Source organism: Pseudomonas sp. (assembly GCF_032058845.1).
GTDB lineage: Bacteria > Pseudomonadota > Gammaproteobacteria > Pseudomonadales > Pseudomonadaceae > Aquipseudomonas.
Map to the genome: position 1 here is coordinate 5,107 of NZ_DAMCCR010000042.1, position 3,957 is coordinate 9,063.

The following is a 3,957-nucleotide window of genomic DNA, read 5'->3' on the forward strand; positions in this document are numbered from 1 at the left end:
CACGGCCTTGCAGCCCGAATCGCGCGCTCAACGCCCTGATGCCATCGCCCTTTTTCGATACCCCAAGGAGCCCTGACGATGTCTGAACGACAACTCGAGCCCGATCTCGACTACATGAAGCGCGTGCTGCTGGAAATGCTCGCGATTCCCAGCCCCACCGGCTTCACCGACACCATCGTGCGCTACGTGGCTGAACGCCTCGAAGAGCTGGGCATTCCCTTCGAGCTGACCCGCCGCGGCACCATCCGCGCCACCTTGCAGGGCCGGCAGAACTCGCCGGACCGGGCGGTCTCGGCGCACCTCGACACCATCGGCGCCAGCGTGCGTCAGGTGATGGACAACGGCCGCCTGGCCCTGGCGCCAGTGGGCTGCTGGTCGAGCCGTTTCGCCGAAGGCAGCCGCGTCAGCGTGTTCACCGACGCCGGCGTGATGCGCGGCAGCGTGCTGCCGCTGATGGCCAGCGGGCACGCCTTCAACACCGCCATCGACCAGATGCCGGTAAGCTGGGACCACGTCGAAGTGCGCCTCGACGCCTACAGCACCACCCGCGCCGATGCCGAGGCGCTGGGCGTCAACATCGGTGACTTCGTGGCCTTCGACCCCCTGCCCGAGTTCACCGACAGTGGCCATATCAGCGCCCGCCACCTGGACGACAAAGCCGGTGTCGCGGCCTTGCTGGCCGCGCTCAAGGCGGTCGTGGAAAGCGGCCAGCAGCCGCTGATCGATTGCCACCCGCTGTTCACCATCACTGAAGAAACCGGCTCGGGCGCGGCAGGTGCGTTGCCGTGGGACGTCAGCGAGTTCGTCGGCATCGACATTGCGCCGGTCGCGCCGGGCCAGGCCTCCAGCGAGCATGCGGTGAGCGTGGCCATGCAGGATTCGTCGGGGCCGTATGACTATCACTTGTCGCGACACCTGCTGAACCTCGCCACCGAGCAAGAGCTGCCGGTGCGCCGCGACCTGTTCCGCTACTACTTCAGCGATGCCCATTCGGCCGTCACCGCCGGCCACGACATCCGCACCGCACTGGTGGCCTTCGGTTGCGACGCCACCCATGGTTACGAGCGCACGCACATCGACAGCCTGGCTGCGCTGAGCCGCCTGCTGGTCGCCTACCTGATGAGCCCTCCGGTGTTCGCCAGTGACTCGCAGCCGGCCAATGGCTCGCTCGAACGCTTCAGCCATCAGCTGGAACACGATGCGCAGATGGAGAGCGATACCCGCGTGCCGGCGGTGGACAGCCTGGTCGGGCAAAAGCCGTAAGGTCTGCGCGCTTGCCGTGTTCGCGGCAGGCGCGCCGCGCCCGTGCCGGCGTCGCCACTCCGGTCAGCCTGCGCTGCAGCCCAGGCGTGCTGAACGCGCGTAACCTCAGCGCGCTGTCCCTTGTGCAATAGCGGATAGCGCCGCAATTCCCACGCGGTTTGAAACACTTTCACGTAGCATGAGGTAACTTTTCACTCAATCGCCTGGACCCCCATGCTGATTCCCTATGAGCAACTTCAAGCCGACACCCTGACCGGGCTGATCGAAGACTTCGTCACCCGCGACGGCACCGACAACGGCGACGACACCCCCCTGGAGACGCGCGTATTGCGCGTGCGCCAGGCGCTCGCCAAAGGTCAGGCGTTCATTCTGTTCGACGTCGAGAGCCAGCAATGCCAGTTGCTGGCCAAGCACGACGTGCCACCCGAACTGCTAGAACAACGCTGATCGACCCGTTCAGCGGCTCCCGGCCGTCTTGCCCTTGAGCGCCTGGATCCGCTTGTAGACCTCGCAGCGGTGCACCTCGACCTGCCGCGGCGCGGTCACGCCCAGCCGCACCACGCCCCGCTTGATGTCCACCAGTTTGATGATGATGTCATCGCCGATCACCAGGGACTCGCCGATCTCTCTGACAAATACCAGCATGTCGCCCTCCAACCGTGGTTATGAAGGGCGCAGACTGACGGGGTGCTGTGCCAGGCTCAACAGAGCGCGGCGAATCGAGACGTTTCCTACAAGCGCTGGTAACGGTGCCTACAGACTTGCCACTATCGAGGGCCGCGCTTGGCGCGCATCTTCACCGCCATGTCAGTCATCTCGTCGTACAGACGCTCCGGGTCTTGGCATTTCAGTTGCCAGGCCGCGCGACCGGCTTCGTGGGGCAGGATCAGAAAGGTGCCGGCCTGGACACCGGCATAGATCGCCTCGGCCACTTCAGCGGCGCTGATCGGCGAGCTCTCCAACAGCTTGCCGACCTGGGCCTTCATGGCCGGGTCGGGGCCGCGGAACGAGTCCAGCAGGTTGGTCTGGAAGAAGGACGGGCACACCACGTGCACCGCGACGTGCAACGGGCGCAGTTCCACCAGCAGGCTCTCTGAGAGCGCCAGCACCCCGGCCTTGGCCACGTTGTAGTTGCTCATGCCCGGGCCCTGCATCAGCGCCGCCATCGAGGCGATGTTGATCAGCCGCCCCTGGCTGCGCTCGAGCAGCGGCACGAACGCCTTGCAGCCCTTGACCACGCCCATCAGGTTGATCGAGAGCTGCCAGTCCCAGTCCTCCAGCGACAGGTCGGCGAAGAACCCGCCCGAGGCCACACCCGCGTTGTTGACCACCACATCGATGCCGCCCCACTGCGCCTCGCAGCGCTGCGCCAGCGCGGTGAGCTGGCTGTAATCGCGCACGTCGCACACGTGCGTGAAGCCATTACCGCCGGCTTCACGCACCTGTCGCAAGGTCTCGCGGGCGGTGTCTTCGTGAAGGTCGGCCAAGGCCAGCTGCCAGCCTTCGCGAGCCCAGCGCAGGGCCAGCTCGCGCCCCAGGCCCGAGCCTGCACCGGTGATCATCATTCGCTTGAGCATGCTGCGCGCCTCGCTGTCGAAGTGGAATGCCGCAGTCTAGCCAAGCACGCCGCCTGGGCCGCTAACGATCACGGTGCTGAATAAAGCGGCATGAAATGCAAATGGGTGAAAAATTGATAAAACTTTTTTCACACCCCGCTAGTCGGATTTTACAAGCGGCCACTTTCGACGGATTAACGGACGCTCGACTCCGACCCATTCGCTCACGCAAGGATTCTCCCCATGACCACCATTCTCGTCATCGTCCTGATTCTGCTGCTGGTAGGCGGCCTGCCAGTGTTCCCTCACTCGCGGTCGTGGGGCTATGGCCCGTCCGGCATCATCGGCGTCATCCTCGTGGTGCTGCTGATTCTGTTGGTCCTCGGTCGGATCTGACCGCAGCGCCCTGAGCCTCGCTCAGGGCGCTTGTTCGACGGTGCCTGGCATGACCTGTTCGGCCAGGCTCCGTTGCAACCTCTCCATGACCTGGCGCAACGCCGCCAATTCGCGCTCCAGCCCGCCTCCTGCAGTACCCGCCTGACAGCACCCTTCGACCTGCTCACAGGCCTCGGCCAGTGCCGTCGCACCAGCGATGCGCGCCCCGCCCTTGATCCGATGCACCAGTTCGCCAATCGCCTGAACCTCTGGCCCAACGTGATCCAGACGTTGCAGATCATCCTGCACGCTGCGCCGTAACGCCTCGAGCAGTGCCTGCAGGGCGTGGCTATCGCCATTGACCAGACGCTGCAGATGCGCAGTGTTCAGCAGCACATCGCCGGGCGCAGCACAGGTGGCCAGCGAAGGCGCTGTGCTCTGCGTCAGCGGTCGCACAGGTGCCAGTGCCTGCGCCAGGCTGCCCAGGGCCAGTGGCTTGAACAGGCACTCATCCATCCCCGCCGCCCGGCAACGCAGGCGCTCCTGGCGCTGCGCATTGGCCGTCAGACCGATCAGCCGGCAGGCCGGCAGCTGGCGCCTGCGCTCATGCTCGCGGATCGCCCGGGCCAGGGCGTGGCCGCCCAGCCGCGGCATGTTGCAGTCACTGATCACCACATCGAACGGCGCTTGCAACCACTCGCGCAGGGCTTGTGCGCCATCCTCGGCCACCCGCACCTGATGACCGAGGTACGTCAGTTGCTGC

At 65.5% G+C, this 3,957-nt stretch carries 6 protein-coding genes; 3 read left to right on the forward strand and 3 right to left on the reverse strand.

The annotated features are described in order from the left end of the window. Window positions 1-78 precede the first annotated feature (78 nt). Together RT028_RS10165 and RT028_RS10170 are read left to right on the forward strand one after the other, a co-directional pair. A complete protein-coding gene (locus tag RT028_RS10165; RefSeq protein ID WP_312934628.1) occupies window positions 79-1,263 on the forward strand; it encodes an osmoprotectant NAGGN system M42 family peptidase in 1,185 nt (394 codons plus the stop codon). Window positions 1,264-1,476: 213 nt separating this feature from the next. Beyond that, a complete protein-coding gene (locus tag RT028_RS10170; protein ID WP_312934630.1) occupies window positions 1,477-1,710 on the forward strand; it encodes a YheU family protein in 234 nt (77 codons plus the stop codon). Window positions 1,711-1,719: 9 nt separating this feature from the next. Here the strand turns inward: RT028_RS10170 and csrA are convergent, their stop codons facing one another. Further along, window positions 1,720-1,908 (reverse strand): carbon storage regulator CsrA, encoded by a 189-nt coding sequence (gene csrA / locus RT028_RS10175; protein WP_312934632.1) that lies wholly within the window; start codon window positions 1,906-1,908, stop codon window positions 1,720-1,722. A gap of 122 nt (window positions 1,909-2,030) precedes the next feature. Beyond that, entirely contained in the window at window positions 2,031-2,840 is an 810-nt protein-coding gene (locus RT028_RS10180) for an SDR family oxidoreductase (protein WP_312934633.1), read from the reverse strand. 222 nt (window positions 2,841-3,062) lie between these two features. On the opposite strand from RT028_RS10180, the gene RT028_RS10185 reads away from it, so the two are divergent. Further along, the gene (locus tag RT028_RS10185; RefSeq protein WP_312934635.1) at window positions 3,063-3,215 is read left to right on the forward strand and encodes a DUF3309 family protein; all 153 of its coding nucleotides are present in this window, start codon (window positions 3,063-3,065) and stop codon (window positions 3,213-3,215) included. Window positions 3,216-3,236: 21 nt separating this feature from the next. Here RT028_RS10185 and RT028_RS10190 read toward each other — a convergent pair. Further along, a partial coding sequence (locus RT028_RS10190) for a response regulator (protein ID WP_312934636.1) occupies window positions 3,237-3,957 on the reverse strand: 721 nt, incomplete at its 5' end.

Excerpts from the sequence above, each read along its gene's own strand:
- RT028_RS10170 (WP_312934630.1), top strand. The coding sequence starts at position 1,477 with ATGCTGATTCCCTATGAGCAACTTCAAGCCGACACCCTGACCGGGCTG.
- RT028_RS10180 (WP_312934633.1), bottom strand. The coding sequence starts at position 2,840 with ATGCTCAAGCGAATGATGATCACCGGTGCAGGCTCGGGCCTGGGGCGC.
- csrA (WP_312934632.1), bottom strand. The coding sequence starts at position 1,908 with ATGCTGGTATTTGTCAGAGAGATCGGCGAGTCCCTGGTGATCGGCGAT.
- RT028_RS10185 (WP_312934635.1), top strand. The coding sequence starts at position 3,063 with ATGACCACCATTCTCGTCATCGTCCTGATTCTGCTGCTGGTAGGCGGC.
- RT028_RS10165 (WP_312934628.1), top strand. The coding sequence starts at position 79 with ATGTCTGAACGACAACTCGAGCCCGATCTCGACTACATGAAGCGCGTG.